Source organism: Cytobacillus firmus DS1, assembly GCF_000565285.1.
Lineage (GTDB): Bacteria > Bacillota > Bacilli > Bacillales > Cytobacillaceae > Cytobacillus > Cytobacillus firmus_A.
On the sequence record NZ_APVL01000001.1, the window covers coordinates 368359 to 389442 of the forward strand.

The following is a 21084-nucleotide window of genomic DNA, read 5'->3' on the forward strand; positions in this document are numbered from 1 at the left end:
ACTATTTCGTATATGAATGGAGACTGTTCGGTTTAATTTTCACGAATTTTTCAGACTCAATTTGATTGATATAGCTCATTTGATGGCCAGGAAAGTCTTTCATTTTCCAGCCTTCCATATTTTTGTTTCCGGCATAGGCAGGATCTGCATATACACCTTCAATGGTGGCTGCCCGGAGAATATTAAAGAAAGTCCTGGAAGTAACACCACGGAGCTTCACTTGATCCTCTTCAAAGGCTGTAAGAATTTCATCCTGCTGTTCGCCCTCCAGTTCAGCAAATGGCTTCTTGAACTTTTCATTGCTGTAGGTCTGCAGGGCAGCAAGTCCGACATCAAATACTTCATGCCGTTTTAAAGGGGACTGGTAGCCCTGAAAGTTCGACCCCGGAAAAAACGGACCCTGCATATATTCCCTTGTATTGTTGCCCCATGAGCCCGCAAGCTGGTGGTCAATAAAAAATGGAACATCCAAATCATTGGCGCCAGGGCCATTTTCATCCTTTGGATAAATTCTCTCAACGGCAGCCTGCAGAATTCCGAATGTCTCGGGGTTTGTAAAATATAAAGGTGACTGCTGATAGGCAACCTGATCATGTCCGTTAGTATGGGTATTCTCTTCCGTTGCTGTACCGTCTTTGTTCATGTTTGCACCAATTAAGCCGCCAAGAATACCGCCTCCCACTAAACCGCCGGCAACTAATCCGGAATTGCGGATGAACCTCCTCCTGGACATGGTTGATTCTTGTTTTTGTTCATGTTCAGACATTTATATGGAAACCTCCTTTTATTTGCCATTATGGAGAAAAATATACTTGTCTAAACAGTTCGATGGGATTATTTTTTGGATTGTGAAAAGAAGAGAGGAGATATGGGGGTTTTTATGACATTAAAAAAGATGCAAACCGATTGGTCTGCACCTTTTTTAAGTCCGAATGACGGACACCCTGGAGATTACGATTTGCATAGGGCCGTACCGATTTTAAATATATCGGTTATAGACGAGAGTGCCTTTCGAACGCTCTGCAAACCCTCCCTGGTTTCTTGCAATGCCAATGACGAACCTTGAAGTCGCTGTTACGCTTTTCATCGTCAACCAGTCCCTTCCGTTTTGTTATTGGCCTTGCATTATTTGTTTACCCCGTGAACTTGTCTTAAAACCTGTTTATCTAAAAAATTGGAGTTTTTTTCTTTAATAGATAAAATGAAAGAAAGGAAGTGAAACACGATGAAAACGAAGAAAGAAATCCGTGAGTACATATGGAATTTTCTTGAGGAGAACAAGCTTGGCCGCTTTCCGTTTCCTTTATCGAATAGAATTCCCAATTTCAAAGGAGCTGAAAAAGCGGCTGCATTTGTTTTTACTATGCCTGAGTATAAAGAGGCTAAGGTAATTAAGGTAAATCCTGATTCTCCGCAGCTGCCGGTCCGCACCCAAATTCTGAAGGATGGAAAGACATTGCTGGTTCCGACTCCGCGGCTGAAAGCAGGATTTATTATGGTAAAGCCGGAATGGGTACCTGCCGGGGAAGAGCGGAAAGCAGCGAGCCTTAAGCATATCCACTCATATGGAAAAGAAGTCCCCCTCACACAATTGCCGAAAATTGATTTGTTTTTTGCCGGATCAGTGGGCCTTCACCGGGATGGCCGGCGGGTTGGAAAAGGGGAGGGCTATGCTGACAGGGAGTATGCGATAATCAGAGAACTGGGGAATCCTGAAATCCCCGTGATTGGAACGGTTAACAGCGCCCAGTTGACAGAGGCAGATATTCCGAGGGATGCGTATGATCTGACTGTCGACTGGATTGCCACTGAAAAGGAACTGATCAAAACCAATACACCATATCCAAAACCTAACGGGATTCAATGGGATCTTGTAACGGAGAAGGAAATGGAAGAGATGCCGGTTTTGCGTGAAATATGGGAGATCACAAAAGGAAAGGCAGCCAAGTAATTGACTGCCTTTCAAGCTTTCACTTCGTCCATTTTCTTTAAAACATCATCAATCTTTGCGTGATTTTCAGGGGATTCATCAATATGCTTCCATAAGATTTTTCCCTGAGGCGAGAAAAGCCATGTCCCGCCCTGAATGTAGACATCCTGAGTTTTCATGGACTTCATGACAAATTCCTTTTGTTTTTCATCCTTAGGGATAAAGCCGCTGACTTTTCCTGTAATAAATCCAAATGCTGCTTTTGAAAGAAGCTTCCACTTTGGCATGGTTTTATGTCCCATTCCTCTATAAGCTTCCCGGGAAGGGTCGCCGAGGATCGGAAAAGGGAACGGACCGAATTGCTCAAGGAATTGATTGATAAATGTTCCTTTCGAAGGAGCAATGACAATGACTTGAAAACCTCTTGCTTCTACTTCATTTATGCGCTCGCGCAACTGCGCAAGATATTGCCGGCAGACCGGTCAGCCGAGATGGCGGACGAAAACAGCCATTGTGTATTGGCTGCTGATGGCCTGTTCAAGCGTAATAGCAGTATCAGGATTCTGCGTTTCTAAACGATAATTCATGAATATCCCGCCTTTCGGAATTACTTCTGATCATACCTAATCTTTTTAATAGAATAAAGCGATGCGGCTTACGCAAAAAAACAGGAGTTCGCACTCCTGTTTAGTCCCGGCTCCCCAATATTCCAAAAATGCGCAGGATATTAATGAACAGGTTGATAAAATCAAGATATAGGTTAAGAGCCATCAAAGGAACTTCTTCCGGTGACACTCCATACTGCTTCATGCGGTTGAAGTCGAATAGCACATATCCGCTGAACACAAGCACTCCGATGAAGGAGAACGCGAGCATCGCGTTAGAGCTTAATGGCCAGATGAGGCTGAAAATTCCGATCGCAATAAGAGCGAGCAATGCCGCCATCAGCATGCCGCCAAGGAAAGATAAGTCCCGCTTCGTTGTCGAAGCATATACGGCTAAACCTGTGAACACAACCGTTGTCGTCGCAAGTGCTGTTAAAACAGGGTTAGGTCCAATAGCAGCCAGGTAGTGGGCAACAATCGGGTAGGTCGTCATCCCTGAAATAAATGTAAAGACATACAGGAATGTATACCCAATAGCTTTTTTGCGGCGGAGCAGGAAAGCGAAAAGCAGCATTCCGAGCTCAAGAAGCATCAGCGGCAAAAACAGGGCTGGAGGGATGAAAACACCCGCCATCGTTCCGGTAAATGCAATCCCCAATGATAAGGCAAACGCCCGTAAAACAGAAGGCAAATAACTGTTATTTGCGGTATGCTGTACATACATTTCTTCATTTCTCCTCTTTAATCATTTGTATATGTATATACGACTGAGCTATTATTTAAGTTTCATAAATTATTTATTTTTTAAAAGGTCTCTTATTTCAGTTAAAAGTTCAACATTTTTATCCACAGCTGGTGCCGGTGCTGCTTCTTCTTTCTTTTTGAAACGATTGTTGATAATCCTGATAAAGACGAAAATGGAGAAAGCCACGATGAAGAAGTCCACCACATTCTGTATGAATAAACCATATTTCACCTCTGCTCCGCCGACTTTCACCATCAGATCGGTAAAGTCAACTCCGCCCATCAGCAATCCGACAAGCGGCATAATAATATCATCTACAAGGGAGGATACAATCTTTCCGAAGGCAGCTCCGATTACAACCCCAACCGCCAAATCCAGAACATTTCCCTTTAGGGCGAATTTTTTAAACTCATTCCACATAACAAGTCACCTTTCTTTGAAAATTACCGTTATTATACTATGAAGAATGTATGAAAACCAGATAAGCAAGCCCCTATTGACAGGAACAGGCTTTTTCTCTATAGTAACTATGACAATTCTATTTCTATCATTCCCGTGTTATCGGGAGAGGTTCATAGCTTCACCCTCTATAAAAAACTATGGCTTTGATTATAATAATCAACCATATCCAAGAGAGGATATGGTTTTATTTTTTCAAGCTGTACTTTTTGGACCTCTCTTTAGGATCAGCGGGATCATATAAAGGGAGGCTATTTTTATGTCAGGAAGAAAAGATGAGGAATTAACGGATATTACATTATTGGGAAATCAGGGGACTAAATATCTTTTTGAATATGCTCCTGAGATTCTGGAAGCTTTTGATAATAAGCATCCAAACCGCGATTATTTTGTAAAGTTTAATTGTCCTGAGTTTACCAGCCTTTGCCCGAAAACAGGCCAGCCGGATTTTGCGACCATCTATATCAGCTATATTCCGGATCAAAAGATGGTAGAGAGCAAATCATTAAAGCTATATCTTTTCAGCTTCAGAAATCATGGCGATTTCCATGAGGACTGCATGAACATCATTATGAATGATCTTATTGAATTAATGGATCCCCGCTATATTGAGGTTTGGGGCAAATTTACACCACGTGGCGGAATCTCCATCGATCCATATTGCAACTACGGAAAGCCCGGGACGAAATATGAAAAAATGGCAGATTACCGCTTGATGAACCATGACCTTTACCCGGAGACAATTGACAATCGCTAAGACCATAGCTTGCTTAAAGGGCGATTTTAAAATAATATCAAAAAAGGCAGAGCAATCTGCTTTTTTTGTTGCAGAAAATATACATAAATGGGATTATATTTAGGGAATATTCTGTACTTTTTTAAACATTACAATAAAAAAGCTCTGAAGGGGGACATAATGAAGAAAAGCATAAAAAAAGATCCTCGCTTTAAAGTAGCAGAGAAAGAAGCGTGGATTGGCATTGGTCTCGTACTCTTTAATTTTATTTGGTGGTATGGATTTGCCTATGGACTGGGGTCAGCACCTGCCGATGAGTATACATTCATAATGGGACTGCCTGCCTGGTTTTTCTGGAGCTGTGCAGCCGGATTTGTCGTCATGGTGATACTGGTATCTGCAGCTGTTAAATTTCTGTTTAAGGAAGTTCCGTTCGAAGAAAACGGGGAAGGGGGAGAATCCGAATGAACTGGCAGGTTATTGCTCCTCTTATCTTCTTTTTAATCATTATTTTTCTGGTGGGCTTATGGTCCAGCAGAAAGATTGATACCGGCAGTTCGTTTCTGCAGGATTATTTTCTTGGAGGAAGGCAGCTGGGCGGTTTTATTCTGGCCATGACGATGATTGCCACCTACGGAAGTGCCAGCAGTTTCATTGGGGGTCCTGGTGTTGCATACACACAGGGGCTTGGATGGGTACTGCTTGCCATGTCACAGGTTGTTACTGGTTATTTCGTCCTCATGGTACTTGGGAAAAAGTTTGCGATTACAGCCAGAAAGTATAATGCTGTAACACTCATCGATTTTCTGAAAGAAAGATACGACAGCAAATGGGTTGTCTGGCTATCCTCCCTCAGCATCATTATTTTCCTGTTTTCCGCCATGGCTGCTCAATGGGTTGGCGGAGCAAGATTAATTGAGTCACTGACAGGATTAAGCTATTTATCTGCTTTATTCATTTTTGCTGCTTCTGTCATGGTTTACGTAGTGATCGGAGGCTTCCGTGCCGTTGCCGTAACGGATGCTGTCCAGGGAGGGATTATGTTCATGGGCACCATGATTCTTCTGGTTGCTGTCATTGTGGCAGGTGGAGGGATACCGAATATTATCAGTGATCTGTCTTCAGAAAACCCGAATCTGATTACACCGTTTGGCTTTGATGGCGGATTGACCCCTCTATATGTATCCTCATTCTGGATTTTGGTGGGAGTTGGGGTTGTAGGTCTTCCTCAGGTTGCGGTAAGGGCCATGTCTTATAAAAATGCCAGAGCCATGCATAGGGCCATTATCATCGGAACAATAGTGGTCGGCTTTATCATGCTAGGCATGCATTTAATCGGTGTGTTTGCCCGGCCGATTCTTCCCGGAATTGAGGTGGGGGATAAAGTTATGCCGATGATTGCCATGGAAGTCCTTCCACCATGGCTTGCAGGAATTGTGCTGGCTGCACCGATGGCTGCCATTATGTCAACCGTGGATTCCCTGCTCCTTCTGGTCAGCTCGGCGATTGTTAAAGATGTGTATATTAATTACATTAAACCTGATGCTGAAGAAAGCACGATTAAGAAAATGAGTTTTGCAGTCACAGCCCTGCTGGGGACTCTCGTATGCATCATGGCGCTCAGTCCGCCCGATTTGCTGATCTGGCTGAATCTCTTTTCTTTCGGAGGACTGGAAGCAGCATTCATATGGCCTGTTGTGCTGGGCCTTTATTGGGCGAAGGGAAATAAATATGGTGCAGTGGCCTCCATGATAACCGGAACGGCTTCCTATATTTTATTCCATACTTTTTATCCCAATGCTTTTGGCATGAATACAGTCGTATTGCCTATTGCTTTATCACTGGCATCTTATGTAACTGTAAGTCTATTTACCGAAAAATCAGCATCTGCAGCAGCAGAAATTTAAGCAAGAGGCTCCGGAGAGTTTTTCCGGGGCCTCTCGTATTAACCTGAAAAATGCATATAGATAGGGCCCTCGGCACTTTATTCAAACGTTTGATTGAAGCAGGAGAAGAGTCATATATAAAGGATGAGGGAGGAAATCCATGTTTTTGTAAAAAAATGAGCATATTGATAGGTTTGTAGAAACGATCCCTATTTGTTACACTTAATTAGTTGAAACGTAATTGTAACATTTGACTTTAAATGGAAATGTTTTTTAACATTAGGGAGAATATAATGAAAAATTTTATAAATATGATTATGATTGCCATGCTATCATCGGTTATAGCAGGCTGCTCAAGTGAAATAAATGCATCTTTAAATACAGAAGAAATAAAGCTTGAAAAAGAAGATAAAGTGGAAGCAGAAAATAATATATCTGTACAAGAGGATGGAAAAGAGAAAAAAGATACAGTTTGGCTTGAACGCAAGTCACTATTCCAGTTTGACGCAACGGACGGGAAAATGAAATATACTGTTTATCTTTTTTCGGAAGACGAAAGAAGAACCATTCTGGAAGAGGACAGTGCAAAAGGAAAGAAAGGCGATTCTTATTTTACAGGACATTATTCAGTTTTCCTGGCTGAGAAAGGCGCAAAAGAGGCTTATAAACAAGCAGCTCTAAATGACAGTTCTGAAATGTCCTTTAATCCTTCAAAGGAACAGGTGTACACACAGAAAATGAGGAACAAAACCATCATCTCGATCTTTCAGTCCAAGGGGGAAAATTTAGTTAAGGGCCGGCTGCTGGGGATTAAAGATGGAGAAGTGAAAAGAATCAGCTCGGAAAAAGACATGACCACTACCCCCAAAGCGAAAATAAAAAATATTAATCAAAAGTATCTTCAAACTGCCCAAAATAAGAATGATGGATGGGTTGTTTCAACATGGCTCTTTAATGAGGAAACCCATTCAGTGAGCCTGCACGACAGAATCGAGCTTTCCAAAGAAGATCAATCTGATATCGAATGGATGAATCTGTGGCTGAAAAAGGAAGCCCTTTACTATCCTTTTAAAAACCTGGCACTCAGTGGGGATGCCATTGAAAAAGCAAAACAGGGAATCCCGCTCGGAAGTCCATTTCCGATTGGCACAAACATATCTGAAATTAAAAAGTCAGATCCCAACTTTGTTGAAGAGGGGTTTGAAGATGGCAGTCCTTTTGTGATGTATCCGGAAATCACCTATTATTTTGAACGGGAAACCGGGAACGTAACAGCTATTTCCATTCCTGGACAGCGGGTGAGAACGTCAATGGACGAGATTACTGCAATGTTTGGCACTCCAGCGGAGGTTAGGGAAGAGAAGCTGTCAGGTGAAACCATCTCCACCTACCCGGCAGATAAATATTCCGTTGATATGATTTCTGATTTAGAAGGAAACGTTAGTGAAATCGTATTAAGGAAAACAAAAAATCATGCGGGTCAATGACCGCATGATTTTTTTGTAGAATAAGAAAACATTAGACTTTGAACTTCGAGAACTGTCTAGCTCCGGCGCCTACCCCCTCGAGGTCACAAGCTTGTCTTGTTTCGGCTCCTAGGGACTCGGGATCATAAGCCGTTTCCTTTCAGAAGGAAAAACGCCTTCTTACAGGAACCGTCTTATGCCTGTCGTCCCTGGGCAGTCGCCTTCACATTTCGAGCAATCCTCCCCAAAAGGCAAAGAACGCCTTTCCGGGAGGACCGTCTTGTGCTTGAGGCCCACAGGACAGGGAAGGCTTCGTCAGCAAAACATCGCACGACCGAAAGCGACAGCTTTTGGGAGGATGTGGGTCATGCAGACGTTGCCATAGGACGTGGCGTTCTTAGTCTGCGTTCCTTCGTGGGCAAGGCGCCTCCGCTTTTAAAATGCCCAATCACCTTTTCTGAATACAGGTTCAGCTTTGTCGTCTTCAGTGATTCCGTCGATATCCATTTCAGCGGAACCGATCATGAAATCAACATGTGTTAAGCTTTCGTTCAAGCCGTTTTCAGCCAGTTCTTCACTGGACATTTTCTTGCCGCCTTCAATACAGAATGCATACGCACTGCCGATGGCAAGGTGGTTTGAAGCATTTTCGTCAAATAAAGTATTATAGAAAAGCAGATTGGACTGTGAAATTGGCGAGTTGAAAGGAACCAGGGCCACTTCACCAAGATAGTGGGAGCCTTCATCTGTCTCAACAAGCTGCTTAAGGATTTCTTCTCCTTCTTCGGCCTTCACATCGACAATGCGGCCGTTTTCAAATGTCAGGCTGAAATTGTCGATGATATTTCCGCCATAACTTAAAGGCTTTGTGCTGGAAACAGTGCCGTTAACACCTGTCTTGTAAGGTACCGTAAACACTTCTTCAGTCGGCATGTTCGCCATGAATTCGTGTCCCTGTTCATTCACACTGCCTGCCCCGACCCATAAATGGCCTTTGGGAAGCTCGATTGTCAGGTCTGTGCCTGGAGCTTTATAATGAAGCTTCTGATATCGCTTGCTGTTTAAATAATCCACTTTTTCATGAAGTGTTTTGTCATGCTTTTTCCAGGCTTCAACCGGGTTATCCAGATCAGCGCGAGTGGCTTTGAAAATAGCGTCCCAAAGCATTTCAACTCTGGATTCCTCAGGAGCTTCAGGGAATACCATGTTTGCCCATGCTTGAGAAGGCGCTGCTATAACTGTCCAGCTCACTTTATCAGATTGAATGAATTTACGGTATTTTGCAAGCGCCTGTCCGGATGCTTTCTGGAAGCTTGCGATTCGTTCTGATTTCACACCTTTCAGCAAATCAGGGCTTGCTGAAACGATTGACATGAATGCCGCACCCTTCTCAGCTAAATCTTCGACTTCCTTCGCACGCCATTCCGGGTATTCCGAGAAAGACTCATCCGGTGCCAAATCGTACTTCGTGCGTGTGACCGCATCATCGCTCCAGTTCACAACTACGTTATGAGCTCCTGCTTCATATGCCTTTTTAACAATTGTTCGAACCAGTTCAGCTGCATCAAGCGTTGTGTTAATAACAAGTGTCTGACCCTTTTGTACATTTACGCCGACCTTCACCGCAAGCTCTGCGTATTTCTCTAAATTCGTTTGAAATTGACTCATTATGTATTCTCCTTTTGTCAGAATCTTCATTTTCATTGTAGCTGTTCTGTCCGGAAAAAGAAACTTATTGAACTGAAAATCGTGCCAGGAAACCCTGGCTCTCCATCTATTGACGGATACATAATTAAAAAGGAACCTTATACAGATTCCTTTTTAGTGTGGAATGCATTATTTCTTTCAGGCAAAGCAAACATCAGCCAATACAAAAACGCACTTACAACAGCCAGCAGCGCCAGTATAAAGAATGTCCAGTCATATCCGATCCAGACTGTAAGCGGTATGGAGATAGGCGCAATGGTTTTCCCGACTGTAAATCGAAGGGAGGCAGCTGCAAAGTACTGACCCCGCATATGATCGGGAGCAATCTTTGATACAAAACTCTGCTGGAGGCCAGCTGTCATTAATTCGCCCATTGTGAAAACGGCCATTGCCAGAATTAATCCCCATATCCATTGGGTTTGTCCAAACATGATGATGGCTGCCGCATACGTAAGAGATGATAAGATAAAGACATTCCTTTCCTTGTACTTTATCATCATTTTGGTGACAGCCACGGTAAATAAGGCGACAAGGAAGCCGTTCTCGGACAGCAGAATGCCAAAAGCCTGTTCCCCCTGAACGGTGAAGGACCAGTCCATCCATTTAAAAAGCTGCTGGTTATGAATCACTTCGTTTGTATAGACAGGTATTAACAGATCAAGCTGCATAAAGGTCTGTGCAGCCAAAACACCTGCTATGATAAAAAGGAGAAAGGTCCTGTCACTGAAGATAATGCCATAATCTTTGGTTTGCTTTAATAAAGCGTGATGCCATTTACTGTTTTCACTTGATCCATGTATCTGCGGAGGTAAAGTTTCCCTTGTCCATCGGAAAAGGATGAAAGCTAACAGAACACAGATAATGCCTGCGGCCATAAGAAGCTGAAAACGGTAATGGACATAGAAAATGGCTCCTAAAATGGGACCGACTACAACAGCAATATTAATAGAAGTGTAAAAAATAGCAAATACCTGGCTCCTGTCTTTTTCCTCCACCACATCGGCAACCATTGCCTGGCTTGCCGGCCAATAAAATGAGCCAAATATCCCCACAAAAGCAAAGCAGATAAAACCAAGCACGGGAGAATCCATCCAGGGTGAACTGGCAAATCCAAAAATCATAAATGAAAGTCCCTGACCGAAAGCAGATAGAACCATCATTTTTTTGCGGCCAAAGCGGTCAGCTGTATAACCGCCCATTAAGTTGGCAAGCACGGAGAATACCTGAGAAAAAATGAGCAATAAACCAGCCTTGTCTTTTCCGAATTCATCCGCGAAATAAATCGTTAAAAACGGGAAGAACATCCAGAATGTAATATTCATAAGCGCTTCCCCAAATAACCTTACTTTTAGATTCTTATCCCAATCTTTTAATTTCATGCTGCGTCCCCATCTTCAATCTCAGAATAACGCTATCATACTACCAAATTCAGAAGAAACACAAGAAGACTTTTTGTTCAAAAAAGCCAAACCTTGATCAAGGGTTTGGCTTTTCATTTTAAGCTGTGTTGCCAGTTCATATGGAAATAGCCCTGGCAGCAGCCAGGGCTATACATTAATCTTTATCTTCCATTGCGGCCTTCAGCAAATCACCTAGGCTTGTTCCAAAGGACTCTTCCTTCTGGGTATATTTCTGAACAAGTTTTCGTTCTTCGCGTTTGTTGACTGCTTTCTTTTTGTCCTGGGCTTTCTCCACCACATTGCATGGGCGGCACTGGAAGTAGGCGCCTGCCTTGCCCTGGTGGATCTCCATTTTTTTGCGGCACTGAGGGCAGCGGCGGTTTGAAAGCTTTGGATCCTTGCGCTTTCGGAAATTACAATCCAGGTTAGAGCAGACAAGTATTTTTCCGTCCTTTGTATTCCTTTCTTTCAGGAAGGAATCACATTCCGGACATTTTGAGCCAGTGAGATTATGGGCACGGTACGATTTGTCGCTCTTTTTAATTTCAGAAACCAATGTCCGTGTCTGCTTGCGGATGTTCTGGAGAAACTCTTTTGGATCTGCTTTTCCGCGTGCGATTTTCTCAAGCTCCTGCTCCCATTTGGCTGTCAGTTCCGGTGATTTCAGATCTTCATTCACCAGGTCCATCAGCTGTTTGCCCTTTTTAGTCGGAAACAGGCGTCCATTTTGCCTTTCAAGCGCTTCAGTCTCAAGAAGCCGTTCAATGATTTCCGCTCTAGTTGCAGGTGTTCCGAGGCTATATTTTTCCATCTGGGTCAAAATGTCAGCTTCGGAATAGCGAAGAGGCGGTTCAGTGAGCTTCGCAGCGGATTCGGCATTTTGCAGCGTAAAGCTCTGTCCTTTCGAAATGTTCTTCAGACTCTGTTTTCCTGTTTCTTCTTCAGTATTCCGTTCAACCTTGCGATAACCGAGGTCGATAACGGCTGTTTCCCTGGCTGTGAAGGTCTCACCATTAACATCAATAGCAGCATGGATGGTTTCATACTTATACGGGTTATGGAAAATCGCCAGAAATCTGCGCAGAATTAATTCATACAGCTTGCGCTCATCAGGAGACAAATCACCGAGATGCACACGTTCTTCTGTCGGGATAATCGCATGGTGATCGGTTACTTTTTCATTATTAAACACTCTCTTTGCCAGCACCCTGCCCTGATTCGCTAAGATAGGCTTCACTTCATCTTTATAGGAAGCAGCGATGCCATGGAGGCGATCCATCATGGTTGCTTCCATATCTTTTGTCAAATAGCGTGAGTCTGTCCGCGGATAGGTGACAAGCTTATGCTGCTCATAAAGTTTCTGCAGTACATTCGACGTTTTCTTGGCAGAGAAGCCAAAACGTTTATTCGCATCACGCTGCAGCTCCGTCAAATCATAGGGAAGCGGCTGCGGCTCTGTTTTTTCCTTCCGGTTAATGGACTGGATAACCGCTTTTTGCCCCTTAACTTTGGAGAGGACTCCATCAGCTGCATCTCTGGAAAAGATGCGCTTTTCACCATTTTTCTCCCAGTCAGCCTGCAGGGGGCCAATGTGGGCGCGAATCGTCCAGTACTCTTTTGGAACAAATTGCTGAATCAATTTTTCCCTTTCCATAACGAGCGCCAGTGTCGGCGTCTGCACCCGGCCCGCGGATAGGGGATCCTTGTATTTAGTCGTCAGGGCCCTTGTGACATTCAGCCCGATGAGCCAATCCGCCTCTGCCCGGCACACAGCGGATTCATACAGGTCTTCAAATTGTTTTCCGGGTTTAAGGTTTTGAAAACCGTCACGGATAGCACGGTCTGTTACAGAGGATATCCATAAGCGCTTGATTGTCTTGCGCCAGCGGATTTTCTCCAATATCCAGCGAGCGACAAGCTCCCCTTCACGGCCTGCATCTGTCGCAATGATTATTTCCTTAACATCCTTCCGCTTTGCAAGGTTTTCAATGGCTTTATACTGGTGGCTGGTCTGCTTCATCACCTTCAGGCCCATTTGGTCCGGAATAATCGGCAGATCCTCCAGGTTCCAGTTTTTATATTTGCTGTCATAATGCTCAGGCATCTTTAACTCGATTAAATGGCCAAGAGCCCAGGTGACGATATATTTATCGCCTTCCATATAGCTTTTATGAGATTGCCGGCATCCCAGCACCCGGGCAATTTCACGGGCAACACTGGGCTTTTCGGCAAGAACAAGTGATTTCATATTAACTCCTTTCAAATCCATTCAGTTCCTTTTCTATCCTAATTAAGTATAGCGGAAAATCAGTAATATTTGTAATGGGATACGTTATTATGGACAAAATGAGGAAGATGCTGAATAAGGTGTATTACTTTTCATTAACTCCGATTCATTTTACAATGAATGTATCAGTTTGTTGACAAATAGAAAGACAAGGTGAAATGAATGGATGCAAAAAACCAGCTTCTTTATGATTACATTCAGGAGAATTCAATAAATATCACAGATATGTGGCTGTCTTTAAGGGAAAAGCAGAAAGGCTCCATTTATTCTGCAGATGCGGACCCTGCTTATGAAACACTCCTGAGAGAACAAAATGCTTTTACCAACCGCACCGTTTCTGCCGCTCTGCTTGATGAGGACACTTTTAACGAAAATATGGAAGAATGGGCCATTACTGTAGCGGAAAGCAGAGTGGATTCTAATACGCCCATTTTTCAAGTGCTTGAAGCTTTAAGCAATGTGCGGGAAACTTATTGGCACTTTGTTGAAAAGTTCATAAAATCAAACCAGTCTGAAGTCACAGCAGATGATGTATTGAAATGGAGCACGAAGATTAATAAGGCTTTTGATAACCTCATCAATAAATTTTCAGAGAAGTACTATGAACTGACCACCAGACGGCTTGTTGCCCAGCAAAGTCTGATCAATGAGCTTGGAACTCCGGTCATTCCTATAAAAGACCATACAGCTGTACTGCCGCTTATCGGTAATATTGACACGGAGCGTGCGCAAATCCTCCTGGAGGAAATTCCGAAAAAATGTGCAAAAGAAAATATTGAGCACTTATTTATTGATTTATCAGGTGTAGCCATTATCGATACAATGGTTGCCCATCAAATATTCTCTTTAACGAAAGCTCTAAAGCTATTAGGGGTCAAATCCACCATCTCCGGCATCAGCCCTGAGGTTGCCCAGACTTCCATTCAGCTCGGCCTTGATTTCACGGGTATTGAGACATATGGAAAACTAAAACACGCTTTAAAAAGACAGGGTGAAAACTTAAAATAGAAAGAAGAACGAGCCGGCTGAACTGCCGGCTATTTATCGCAGTCTAACGGGCAGTAAGACCCCCACTTCAAGACTCAGAGGAATCAAAGGAGGATAAGCGGGGGTCAAACTGCCCGTAAAGGCCCGATTGGTTCAACTAACAATCAGTGGGGATAAGGAACATCCCCACTGATTGAAGTTTCACTTTATATGGAAATAAAATACGCTTTACTGTGTTACCATTCTAACAATCTAATTTGTTAAAAAATGGTAATTAATCATTGACATACCATTGATAGGGAACATAAAATTAATTATATTCAGAAAATATAACACAAGTAGGCTGTGATAAAGATGAGACAACTGACAATAGATACTGCAAATAATCTTCTAAAAAAGGCTGTATTTCAAACCTGTGTTTGAGATACAGCCTTTTCTTTATCTCGCTAACGTACCGGGGAGGATATAAAATGGAAAAATTGACAGAATCGATGATGACTTTAACTCACAGGGAGGAGAACATGGTGGTTACTTTAAATGGGAATACCCTTACTTTGTCTGAAGTCAAACGAGTTCTTTTTGAAGGGGTGAAGGCGGCAGCATCAGTGGAAAGCATGCTCCGTGTAAAAAACAGTCATGAAGCAGTAAAGAGAATTGTAAGTGAAGAAAAAGTCATATACGGAATAAACACTGGCTTTGGGAAATTCAGCGATGTAAGAATTGATCAGGGAGATGTCGAGGATCTTCAGTTGAATTTAATCCGTTCGCATGCCTGCGGAGTTGGGGAACCGTTCCCTGAGTCTGTCTCAAGAGCTATGCTTCTCTTAAGAGCAAATGCCTTGTTAAAAGGATTCTCTGGCGTTCGTCCGGTTGTGATCGAAACTCTTTTAGCGCTTGTGAATAAAAGAATCCATCCTGTTATCCCGCAGCAGGGCTCTCTTGGAGCAAGCGGGGACTTGGCGCCTCTATCCCACCTGGCATTAGTATTAATGGGAGAAGGCGAAGTGTTTTTTAAGGGGGAAAGAAAGCCTGCCCTTGAAGTGCTTGTTCAGGAAGGAATAGAACCTGTAACATTACAGGCGAAGGAAGGGCTTGCCCTCATTAACGGCACACAGGCGATGACGGCAATGGGAGTCATTGGATATCTTGAAGCGGAAAAAATCGCTTATCAGAGTGAGCTGATCGCAGCACTTACAATGGAAGGTTTAAACGGCATAATAGATGCGTTTGATGAGAACATCCATCAGGCAAGAGGATATAAGCAGCAGGTGGATACAGCCAGAAGAATAAGGGAGTACCTGTCAGGCAGCAGCCTGATCACAAAACAGGGGGAAATCCGGGTACAGGACGCCTATTCCATCCGCTGTATTCCGCAGGTGCATGGAGCATCCTGGCAGGCTCTTGACTATGTAAAGGAAAAGCTTGAAATCGAAATGAATGCAGCCACAGATAACCCGCTTATTTTTGAAAATGGGGAAAGTGTCATTTCCGGCGGAAACTTTCATGGACAGCCGATCGCACTTGCAATGGATTTTATGAAAATCGCGGCTGCAGAGTTGGCCAATATTTCAGAGCGCCGTATTGAAAGGCTTGTTAACCCGCAGCTGAGTGACTTGCCGCCATTTTTAAGCCCGGAGCCTGGACTTCAGTCTGGTGCGATGATTCTCCAATATGTCGCAGCATCCCTTGTTTCTGAAAATAAGACACTCGCCCATCCTGCAAGTGTGGATTCGATCCCTTCATCAGGGAACCAGGAAGACCATGTGAGCATGGGAACAATCGGATCAAGACATGCTTACCAGATCATCCAGAATGTTAATAAAGTGCTTGCAATTGAACTGATTTGCGCGCTTCAGGCAGCAGAATTCCGCGGTTCTGATAAAATGGCTGACAAAACAAAACGCTTTTACGAAGAAGCTAGAAAAGTGGTGCCTTCCATCACGAAAGACCGCGTATTTTCAAAGGATATTGAAGCATGCGCAGCCTGGCTGAAAGAGATTGAAATTGACGTAATATAAAACAGAGGGGTCTGAATGTTATTCAGGCCCCTGACTTTTTAATCTTTGGCTCTTTCCTCAAGTTCCTTAGCTTCATCTTCTTCAAAGCGGTTTTTAAACGCTTCCTGCGTCACAATAAACTCTTCATCTTCCTGTGCCTCTGTTGTATGGCGCTCAACCATTGTGTGTTCAGGAAATTCCCCTGGGTGATGCTTTTTTTTATGGTTAAAATGGACTCCGCGTGACATAATCAGGCTCCTTTCATTATTGAATTTGCATTCTTCCACTATTTTTCCCTCTGGCACAAGGACTATGTACGGCTGCTTCAATCAATATTTTCCGTTCAATTTTGCTCTTGTTCGCATAAGTATATAGAGCAAAGACGAAAGAGAAGAGGAGGGGGACAGCCGTGAATGATCCGAATGCTTCCGTGTTCTGTGCGGGACGGGGAGACCGTGCGCCTGTTTTTATTGCAGATGCTGTCATTGATCATCAAATAAAAAAAGTCAATCTGGAGAACTATATTGGAAAATGGGTGCTGCTGTTTTTTTATCCGAGTGATTTTACATTTGTCTGACCGACAGAATTAGCGGCGGTCGCCGCTGTAAACCCTTATTTACAAGCCTTAAACTGCGAAGTCATGTCCATCAGTACGGACAGTGTATATGCACATAAAGTATTCAAGGAAACATCTCCGTCATTAAAAAACGTGAATTATCCAATGGTCAGCGACAGAACACATCAAATAAGCAGAGCTTATAGGGTATTGGATGAAAAGTCAGGAGCGGCCATCAGGGCATCCGTTTTTATCGACCCCAATGGCATTATCGCAGCGAAGCTCATTTACCCTGGAGAAGTCGGGAGAAATCTGCATGAACATGTCAGAATTATGCAGGGAATTCAATATGCACAGCAGACAGGGAAGGGTGTGCCGGCAAACTGGCAGCCCGGCCAGCAAGGGATTAACAAGGATCCGAACTTTATAGGGAAAATCTAAAGGGAGGAGGCGCAAGCTTTCTCTTCTATATACATAATTACTTTAATAAGCACCGCTGAAAATATATAATAATAAGTACAAATGAAGTGGAGGGGGAGCTTGAGTGGACTTTTTTTCTATACTTTCTGAAGATCGGATAAAAAAAGCTTATAGGGACGGCGAGTTTGATAATCTGCCGGGATATGGGAAACCGCTGCCGCCTGATGACCTGTCTTCCGTACCTGAGAACTTGCGCATGGCCTATCGCATCATGAAGAATGCCGGATTCACTGATGAAGAAAACCAGGTGAAAAAGGAAATGGTGACGATTGAAGACCTGATGAAGAAATGTGAGGACCAGGAAGAAAAGAAGGCATTGCAGAAGAAATTAAACGAAAAGCTGCTCCGCTATAACAGCATGATGTCCAAAAGAAGACAGAACACCAACTCATCCCTTTTCAAAAACTACGAAGAGAAAATTAACAATAAATTATTCTAATGAATTAATGATTGGAATTGAGGAGAACTCATGAATAAAGATGAATATATAAAGATCCTTGAAAAAAGAGTGGAGGAATATGAGGCAGCCATAGCGGATATGACGGCACCGATTATTCCATCGATCATTCCCCAGACGATTCTGGTGCCCATTACCGGCCTGCTCATGGCGGATAGACTCGAAAAAATCACAGCCAAAATTTTGAATCATATTAAAGAACATGACATTGAATTTGCCATCATGGATTTTACCGATATAACGGTCGACCGGATAGAGCAGATGTGCCTTAAAGAGCTGGGGCAGCAAATCCGCAACCTGACTGATTCCATTAACCTCATGGGAGTTAAGCCTTATTTCGTGGGAATGACCCCGCAGCTTATAAAAGAAATCATTTTATCCGGCATTGAATTAAATGCTGAAACACATGCTAACTTCCAGGCGGCTTTAAAGCACTTAATGAAAATAAACAGTCTCGTCTTTCAAAAAGTCTGATTTCGTTGAGTTTGCTGCTTTTGGGCAGGTAACCTCAGCTACCCTCTGAGTTGATTGGAGTGGAAGGCGCTTGACTCCTGCGGGAGGCTCGCATTCCTCCCCGCGGAAAGCAGGTGCCTGGAGCGGAAATCAACGGCCTGAATTCATAGATATTAAAACACAATAAATTTTAGAAAAAGGTACCTTCAAAAAATCTAAATTCTAAAAGACTCCTCTCCTGAATAGGATAGGGGTTTTTTATTTAAAAGGTAAGAAAGTATAAAATTTTGAACGTCGATAACTGTCTAGCTCCAGCGCCTACCCCCTCGAGGTCACAAGCCAATCCTCCCAAAAAGGCAAAGAACGCCTTTCCGGGAGGCTCGTCTTGTGCTTGTCGGGGGTGACCAAGGCGCTTGCGCTTTTCTTATACAGGCACATTTTCTTTTCGATTGGGGATTTGTCCATGCGAAAACCTCCACTGGCACATATTCTATATTATCCATGAGAAAGGAGGTAGACATATGTCGAGAGATTGGAGAAGAAGATTCGAGATTAATGCAGATGAAGTTGAAATCAGAGCCGAAAGAGTTATTGTAAAAGAAGATGACAATCGCCGCCGTGATGATGTTGCCGGAGCAGAAGACCGCAACAGAAAGCATCGCCGTGATGACGATGTTGCCGGAGTTGAAGACAGACGCAGAAGAGGATGCGGATGTGGCTGGGGATGCGGCTGGGGTTGCCGGAATAATGTTGGCGGAGCAGAAGACGACCGCCGAAAACATCGCCGTGACAATGTACGCGGTGCAGGTGACTTATGGTACAACAGAGACTTAGCCGGATCTGGCAGAGGCTGCAGATGCCGACGGGATGACGATGACCGCAGAAGAAGAGGTTTCTGCGGATGCCGCTGGATCTAAAAAAATAATGAAAACGAAGGCAGGGGAAGCACCTCTGCCTTTTATATATGAAAATTTTCCTAAAGAACTGTTAAAATCATCCGAAAATATTAATAGAAGGTTTTAGAGATTTTCAGACTACATAGAAGGTGTGGCATGCATGGATAAAACAACGATTATAGGAGTTATATTAGGGATCATAGCTGTTGGGGTTGGAATGTTTTTTAAAGGGGTTTCCCCTTCTGTTCTGATTAACCCTGCCGCTATTCTGATCATTATTGTGGGTACGGCAGCAGCAGTGTCAATTGCATTTCCAACAAATGAAATCAAGCGGGTGCCCAAGCTTTTTGGCATTTTATTTAAAGAAGAGAAGCTGATGAACCCTTCTGAAATGATTAAGATGTTTTCGGATTGGGCTCAGCTGGCAAGAAAAGAAGGATTGCTTGCCCTGGAAGTCAAGACGAACGAAGTAGAAGATGCTTTTTTAAGAAACGGCTTATCTCTGGCTGTTGATGGGCAAAGCGCCGATTATATACGGGATGTATTAAGTGAAGAAATCGAAGCGATGGAAGAAAGGCACCAGGCAGGAGCGCAAATTTTCAGCCAGGCAGGCACGTATGCCCCATCCCTTGGAGTATTGGGAGCCGTTATTGGATTGATTGCAGCACTTGGAAATATGGCGGACACTGAAAGCCTCGGACATGCCATAAGTGCGGCATTCGTAGCGACTTTATTGGGGATATTCACCGGTTATGTATTCTGGCATCCATTTGCCAATAAGCTAAAGAGAAAATCCAAGCAGGAAGCGAAAATTAAAAGCATGATGATCGAAGGGATTCTTTCTATTTTAGAAGGAGAGGCACCACGGGTGATCGAGCAAAAGCTTGCTTCCTATCTCCCTGCAGGAGAACGCCGTAAATTCCTTGAAGAAAGCAGCGTGGCAAAGGATGAGTAGGCGGAAAAAGAAGCAGCATCATGAAGAGCATGTAGACGAATCCTGGCTTTTGCCGTATGCTGATTTATTAACTCTGCTTCTTGCCCTGTTCATTGTCCTCTTCGCCATGAGTTCAGTAGATGCCCAAAAATTTCAGAAGCTGTCAAAGGCATTCAATGATGTCTTTTCAGGGGGAACGGGCGTCTTTGAATTTCCAAGTCCACTGCCGGAAGGACAAATGCAATCTACTGATGCAGTGTCGGAAAAGCCAAGCAAGGATCTCGAGGAAATGGCAGCGCTGGATAAGTTGGAAAAAGAAAAATTGAAGCAGGCTGCCGATCAGGAAGAACTGGCACAGCTGCAGCAAAGAGTCAATGCCTTTATAGAAAAGCAAAACCTGGCGGATAAACTGGAAACCTCATTAACCACGGAGGGACTGCTTGTGTCCATCAGAGACAATGTTCTGTTCAGCTCAGGAAGTGCAGAGGTCCGTGAGCAGGATTTAAAAGTGGCTGGTGAAATCGCCGGGCTTCTTATCATGGACCCGCCAAGAAATATCATTATCAGCGGGCATACAGACAATGTCCCAATCCGAAATTCGAACTTCGAGTCCAACTGGGAGCTCAGTGTAATGCGGGCGGTCAACTTTATGAAAATCATCCTGAAGAATGACCAGCTGGACCCGAAATGGTTCAGTGCCAAAGGCTTTGGGGAATTCCAGCCGGTTGCCGGAAATGATACGAAAGAAGGCAGAGCGAAGAACAGGCGGGTAGAAATTTTAATATTGCCAAGAACGGGGAATCAGCCTTAGGAGGCTGGTTTCTTTTTTATATAAAAATAAAAAAAGGCTGTTAGCCAGCCGCTTTACCAGAATTATTCATTTGCTTCCTGTTCAGTGCCGTCCGGTTTGCATAAACGATCGACCATTACACCAAATAGGAAAACACAAGCAATTGGAATGGAAAAATTCAAAATATGAACAATGGTCATCTGCGAACCTCCCAAAATAGATTAATTACATTATATGCCAGCGTTCATAAAAAAGACAAATAATCAGAAAATACACAAATTAAGGTTGACAAAGAAAAAGAGCCGCAAAGGGC

The 21084-nt window shown here is 43.5% G+C and carries 20 protein-coding genes, 1 pseudogene and 1 riboswitch; of the genes and pseudogenes, 13 read left to right on the forward strand and 8 right to left on the reverse strand.

The window, feature by feature from the left end:
• Position 1: 1 nt before the first annotated feature.
• Complete coding sequence (locus tag PBF_RS01820; protein WP_035326335.1) at positions 2 to 766, reverse strand: gluconate 2-dehydrogenase subunit 3 family protein; 765 nt, start codon at positions 764 to 766, stop codon at positions 2 to 4.
• Positions 767 to 1225: 459 nt separating this feature from the next.
• Between PBF_RS01820 and PBF_RS01830 the strand changes: the two genes are divergently transcribed.
• Complete coding sequence (locus PBF_RS01830; RefSeq protein ID WP_035326341.1) at positions 1226 to 1951, forward strand: 5-formyltetrahydrofolate cyclo-ligase; 726 nt, start codon at positions 1226 to 1228, stop codon at positions 1949 to 1951.
• An 11-nt stretch (positions 1952 to 1962) separates the two neighbouring features.
• Here the strand turns inward: PBF_RS01830 and PBF_RS01835 are convergent.
• From PBF_RS01835 to mscL, 3 genes and pseudogenes are all read right to left on the reverse strand, one after another.
• Positions 1963 to 2400, reverse strand: a pseudogene (locus PBF_RS01835) (AhpC/TSA family protein); the annotation flags it as partial.
• Positions 2401 to 2617: 217 nt separating this feature from the next.
• On the reverse strand, positions 2618 to 3259 hold the full coding sequence (locus PBF_RS01840; protein ID WP_035326345.1) for a Bax inhibitor-1/YccA family protein: 642 nt from the start codon (positions 3257 to 3259) through the stop codon (positions 2618 to 2620).
• Between the two features lie 69 nt (positions 3260 to 3328).
• Positions 3329 to 3700 (reverse strand): large conductance mechanosensitive channel protein MscL, encoded by a 372-nt coding sequence (mscL, locus tag PBF_RS01845; RefSeq protein ID WP_035326347.1) that lies wholly within the window; start codon positions 3698 to 3700, stop codon positions 3329 to 3331.
• 141 nt (positions 3701 to 3841) lie between these two features.
• Positions 3842 to 3887, forward strand: a riboswitch (PreQ1 riboswitch).
• A gap of 111 nt (positions 3888 to 3998) precedes the next feature.
• Between mscL and queF the strand changes: the two genes are divergently transcribed.
• From queF to PBF_RS01865, 4 genes are all read left to right on the forward strand, one after another.
• Positions 3999 to 4496, forward strand: a complete 498-nt coding sequence (queF, locus tag PBF_RS01850) for a preQ(1) synthase (RefSeq protein WP_035326349.1) — start codon at positions 3999 to 4001, stop codon at positions 4494 to 4496.
• A gap of 159 nt (positions 4497 to 4655) precedes the next feature.
• The gene (locus tag PBF_RS01855) at positions 4656 to 4943 is read left to right on the forward strand and encodes a YhdT family protein (RefSeq protein WP_035326352.1); all 288 of its coding nucleotides are present in this window, start codon (positions 4656 to 4658) and stop codon (positions 4941 to 4943) included.
• The gene (panF, locus tag PBF_RS01860) at positions 4940 to 6382 is read left to right on the forward strand and encodes a sodium/pantothenate symporter (protein WP_035326355.1); all 1443 of its coding nucleotides are present in this window, start codon (positions 4940 to 4942) and stop codon (positions 6380 to 6382) included. The genes PBF_RS01855 and panF overlap by 4 nt, the downstream gene beginning before the upstream one ends.
• A gap of 272 nt (positions 6383 to 6654) precedes the next feature.
• A complete protein-coding gene (locus PBF_RS01865; RefSeq protein WP_035326357.1) occupies positions 6655 to 7848 on the forward strand; it encodes a hypothetical protein in 1194 nt (397 codons plus the stop codon).
• Positions 7849 to 8262: 414 nt separating this feature from the next.
• On the opposite strand, the gene PBF_RS01870 is transcribed toward PBF_RS01865, so the two are convergent.
• The 3 genes from PBF_RS01870 to PBF_RS01880 form a co-directional block, all read right to left on the reverse strand.
• Complete coding sequence (locus PBF_RS01870; RefSeq protein WP_035326360.1) at positions 8263 to 9495, reverse strand: aminopeptidase; 1233 nt, start codon at positions 9493 to 9495, stop codon at positions 8263 to 8265.
• A gap of 137 nt (positions 9496 to 9632) precedes the next feature.
• Complete coding sequence (locus PBF_RS01875; RefSeq protein ID WP_035326366.1) at positions 9633 to 10913, reverse strand: MDR family MFS transporter; 1281 nt, start codon at positions 10911 to 10913, stop codon at positions 9633 to 9635.
• 175 nt (positions 10914 to 11088) lie between these two features.
• Positions 11089 to 13182 (reverse strand): DNA topoisomerase III, encoded by a 2094-nt coding sequence (locus tag PBF_RS01880; RefSeq protein WP_035326368.1) that lies wholly within the window; start codon positions 13180 to 13182, stop codon positions 11089 to 11091.
• Between the two features lie 201 nt (positions 13183 to 13383).
• On the opposite strand from PBF_RS01880, the gene PBF_RS01885 reads away from it, so the two are divergent.
• Together PBF_RS01885 and hutH are read left to right on the forward strand one after the other, a co-directional pair.
• On the forward strand, positions 13384 to 14229 hold the full coding sequence (locus tag PBF_RS01885) for an STAS domain-containing protein (RefSeq protein WP_035326370.1): 846 nt from the start codon (positions 13384 to 13386) through the stop codon (positions 14227 to 14229).
• 503 nt (positions 14230 to 14732) lie between these two features.
• Entirely contained in the window at positions 14733 to 16226 is a 1494-nt protein-coding gene (hutH, locus tag PBF_RS01890; RefSeq protein WP_200869998.1) for a histidine ammonia-lyase, read from the forward strand.
• 38 nt (positions 16227 to 16264) lie between these two features.
• Here hutH and PBF_RS01895 read toward each other — a convergent pair whose 3' ends face one another.
• Complete coding sequence (locus tag PBF_RS01895) at positions 16265 to 16492, reverse strand: hypothetical protein (RefSeq protein WP_227888954.1); 228 nt, start codon at positions 16490 to 16492, stop codon at positions 16265 to 16267.
• A gap of 122 nt (positions 16493 to 16614) precedes the next feature.
• On the opposite strand from PBF_RS01895, the gene PBF_RS01905 reads away from it, so the two are divergent.
• The 6 genes from PBF_RS01905 to motB all read left to right on the forward strand — a co-directional run bounded on the left by PBF_RS01905 (position 16615) and on the right by motB (position 20792).
• Positions 16615 to 17202 carry a peroxiredoxin gene (locus tag PBF_RS01905; protein ID WP_430515273.1) on the forward strand — a complete coding sequence of 196 codons (588 nt, stop codon included), beginning with the start codon at positions 16615 to 16617 and terminating at the stop codon, positions 17200 to 17202.
• A 103-nt stretch (positions 17203 to 17305) separates the two neighbouring features.
• Entirely contained in the window at positions 17306 to 17680 is a 375-nt protein-coding gene (locus tag PBF_RS01910; RefSeq protein WP_035326378.1) for a DUF1992 domain-containing protein, read from the forward strand.
• Between the two features lie 30 nt (positions 17681 to 17710).
• Complete coding sequence (locus PBF_RS01915; RefSeq protein ID WP_035326381.1) at positions 17711 to 18172, forward strand: STAS domain-containing protein; 462 nt, start codon at positions 17711 to 17713, stop codon at positions 18170 to 18172.
• A gap of 500 nt (positions 18173 to 18672) precedes the next feature.
• Positions 18673 to 19068, forward strand: coding sequence for a hypothetical protein (locus PBF_RS01920; RefSeq protein WP_035326383.1), 396 nt, complete (start codon positions 18673 to 18675; stop codon positions 19066 to 19068).
• Between the two features lie 139 nt (positions 19069 to 19207).
• Positions 19208 to 20002 carry a flagellar motor stator protein MotA gene (gene motA / locus PBF_RS01925; protein ID WP_035326384.1) on the forward strand — a complete coding sequence of 265 codons (795 nt, stop codon included), beginning with the start codon at positions 19208 to 19210 and terminating at the stop codon, positions 20000 to 20002.
• Entirely contained in the window at positions 19995 to 20792 is a 798-nt protein-coding gene (gene motB / locus PBF_RS01930) for a flagellar motor protein MotB (RefSeq protein WP_035326387.1), read from the forward strand. The genes motA and motB overlap by 8 nt, the downstream gene beginning before the upstream one ends.
• The last annotated feature ends 292 nt before the right edge of the window (positions 20793 to 21084 follow it).

Coding starts and splice junctions, on each gene's coding strand:
- PBF_RS01820 (WP_035326335.1), bottom strand. CDS start 766: ATGTCTGAACATGAACAAAAACAAGAATCAACCATGTCCAGGAGGAGG.
- PBF_RS01830 (WP_035326341.1), top strand. CDS start 1,226: ATGAAAACGAAGAAAGAAATCCGTGAGTACATATGGAATTTTCTTGAG.
- PBF_RS01840 (WP_035326345.1), bottom strand. CDS start 3,259: ATGTATGTACAGCATACCGCAAATAACAGTTATTTGCCTTCTGTTTTA.
- mscL (WP_035326347.1), bottom strand. CDS start 3,700: ATGTGGAATGAGTTTAAAAAATTCGCCCTAAAGGGAAATGTTCTGGAT.
- queF (WP_035326349.1), top strand. CDS start 3,999: ATGTCAGGAAGAAAAGATGAGGAATTAACGGATATTACATTATTGGGA.
- PBF_RS01855 (WP_035326352.1), top strand. CDS start 4,656: ATGAAGAAAAGCATAAAAAAAGATCCTCGCTTTAAAGTAGCAGAGAAA.
- panF (WP_035326355.1), top strand. CDS start 4,940: ATGAACTGGCAGGTTATTGCTCCTCTTATCTTCTTTTTAATCATTATT.
- PBF_RS01865 (WP_035326357.1), top strand. CDS start 6,655: ATGAAAAATTTTATAAATATGATTATGATTGCCATGCTATCATCGGTT.
- PBF_RS01870 (WP_035326360.1), bottom strand. CDS start 9,495: ATGAGTCAATTTCAAACGAATTTAGAGAAATACGCAGAGCTTGCGGTG.
- PBF_RS01875 (WP_035326366.1), bottom strand. CDS start 10,913: ATGAAATTAAAAGATTGGGATAAGAATCTAAAAGTAAGGTTATTTGGG.
- PBF_RS01880 (WP_035326368.1), bottom strand. CDS start 13,182: ATGAAATCACTTGTTCTTGCCGAAAAGCCCAGTGTTGCCCGTGAAATT.
- PBF_RS01885 (WP_035326370.1), top strand. CDS start 13,384: ATGGATGCAAAAAACCAGCTTCTTTATGATTACATTCAGGAGAATTCA.
- PBF_RS01915 (WP_035326381.1), top strand. CDS start 17,711: ATGAATAAAGATGAATATATAAAGATCCTTGAAAAAAGAGTGGAGGAA.
- PBF_RS01920 (WP_035326383.1), top strand. CDS start 18,673: ATGTCGAGAGATTGGAGAAGAAGATTCGAGATTAATGCAGATGAAGTT.
- motA (WP_035326384.1), top strand. CDS start 19,208: ATGGATAAAACAACGATTATAGGAGTTATATTAGGGATCATAGCTGTT.
- motB (WP_035326387.1), top strand. CDS start 19,995: ATGAGTAGGCGGAAAAAGAAGCAGCATCATGAAGAGCATGTAGACGAA.